This is a genomic window from Gemmatimonadaceae bacterium (assembly GCA_035633115.1).
Classification (GTDB): Bacteria; Gemmatimonadota; Gemmatimonadetes; order Gemmatimonadales; family Gemmatimonadaceae; genus UBA4720.
The window spans coordinates 1-1,647 of record DASQFN010000088.1 but is presented as its reverse complement, the minus strand read 5'-3'; the positions used below and the strand labels follow the sequence as shown (position 1 = coordinate 1,647).

Annotated in this window: 1 protein-coding gene; it reads left to right on the top strand. The window is 64.1% G+C overall.

The window, feature by feature from the left end; genetic code table 11:
* Nucleotides 1-158 precede the first annotated feature (158 nt).
* Nucleotides 159-1,606, top strand: a protein-coding gene (locus VES88_11650; GenBank protein HYN82150.1) for an IS3 family transposase whose coding sequence is annotated in 2 segments (ribosomal slippage) — nucleotides 159-540 and nucleotides 540-1,606 — 1,449 coding nt in all. Because the reading frame shifts where the segments join, the coding sequence is not laid out codon by codon here.
* Nucleotides 1,607-1,647 lie beyond the last annotated feature (41 nt).

The following is a 1,647-nucleotide window of genomic DNA, read 5'->3' as shown; positions in this document are numbered from 1 at the left end:
CCCTCTCTGCCAACATCCAGTGAGACAGGAGACACCAACTAAATTAGGGTAGAGGCGGAGAGAGGTTGGCAATGAAGAAAGCACTGGAGAGGCAGGAGGGGTGGGCGGCCCGGGGGGTGGAGCTGGAGGTGGCTGGGGAGGCCGGGGAGGCCGGGGGCATGGGGGAGGAGGCCTCCCCGGCCTCCCCAGCCAGCGCGTCGCCGCTACGGTCAGTACCCAATCCCGAGGTTGAGCCGAAGGCGCAGCGAAGGCGGTTTACGGCCGACTATAAGCTGCGCATCCTTGCCGAGGCTGAGAGCTGTACGAGGCCTGGCGAGATCGGTGCCCTGCTGCGACGTGAGGGACTGTACAGCTCTGTTCTCGCCAAATGGCGTGCCCTTCACCGGCAGAGTGGCGAAGCTGCCTTTAGCCGTCAGCGAGGGCGCAAGGCTGACCCCGACACAGCGGTGCGCGAGCAGCTGCGGCGCGTTGAACGTGAGAACCAGCGCCTGCAGCGCGCCCTGGCGCAAGCTGAAGCCATCATCGAGGTGCAAAAAAAACTTTCCGAGGTGCTGGGCCTCAGCCTGGCCACATCTCGCGAGGACGAGCAGACGAGCCAATGAGCGTCGTCACCGCCTTGGCCGAGCGTGCTGGGCTGAAGAGGGCTTGTGAGGCCCTCGGCGTGCCACGCTCGACGTTGTACCGTCACCGCAAACTGCCGACCGGCGGACTACGTCCGCCGCCGCCCCGGTCGTTGCCGGCTCGTGCCCTAAGCGCCGCCGAGAGGCAGCAGATCTTGGAGATCCTCCACAGCCCGCGCTTCGTCGACGCTTCTCCGGCCGAGGTCTGCGCCACCTTGCTCGATGAAGGCCGCTATCTCTGCTCGGAGCGCACGATGTACCGCCTGCTGGCGCGGCACGACGAAGTGCGGGAACGCCGCAACCAGCTGCGCCACCCCCGCTATCGCAAACCCGAGCTCGTGGCCACCAAGCCTAACCAGGTCTGGTCTTGGGACATCACCAAGCTGCGTGGACCCGCCAAGGGAGTCTATTACTCCCTCTACGTGGTGCTCGATATCTTCAGCCGCTATGTCGTTGGCTGGTTGCTTGCCGAGCGCGAGAGCGAGCTGCTCGCTCGTCGCCTGCTAGCCGAAACGGTGGCCAAACATCCCGTGGCTCCAGGGCAACTGACGCTTCATGCCGATCGCGGTGCAAGCATGACTGCCAAGCCGCTCGCCCAGCTGCTGGCCACCCTTGGCATCAACAAGAGCCACAGCCGTCCCCATACCAGCGACGACAATCCTTTCTCGGAAGCCCAATTCAAGACTCTCAAGTACCACCCGTGGTTTCCAGGCCGTTTCGGCTCGCCTGAAGATGGGCAATCCTTCTGCCGCCGTTTCTTCGCCTGGTACAACTTCAAGCACCATCACTCTGGCTTAGTACTGCTGACACCCGCCGATGTCCACTTTGGCCGAGCGACCAAAATCCTCGACCAACGTTCTGAGGTCCTCCGCGCTGCCTACGCCGCGCACCCGGAGCGCTTCCGCGCACTGCCCCAGCCCAAGCAGCTGCTCCAAGCCGTCTGGATCAATCCGCCAAAGGAGGACGCCCCGACGGCTACTCCCTAATTTCCACACACTCCCTGTCTCACTGGGCTTGACAGGCTCCG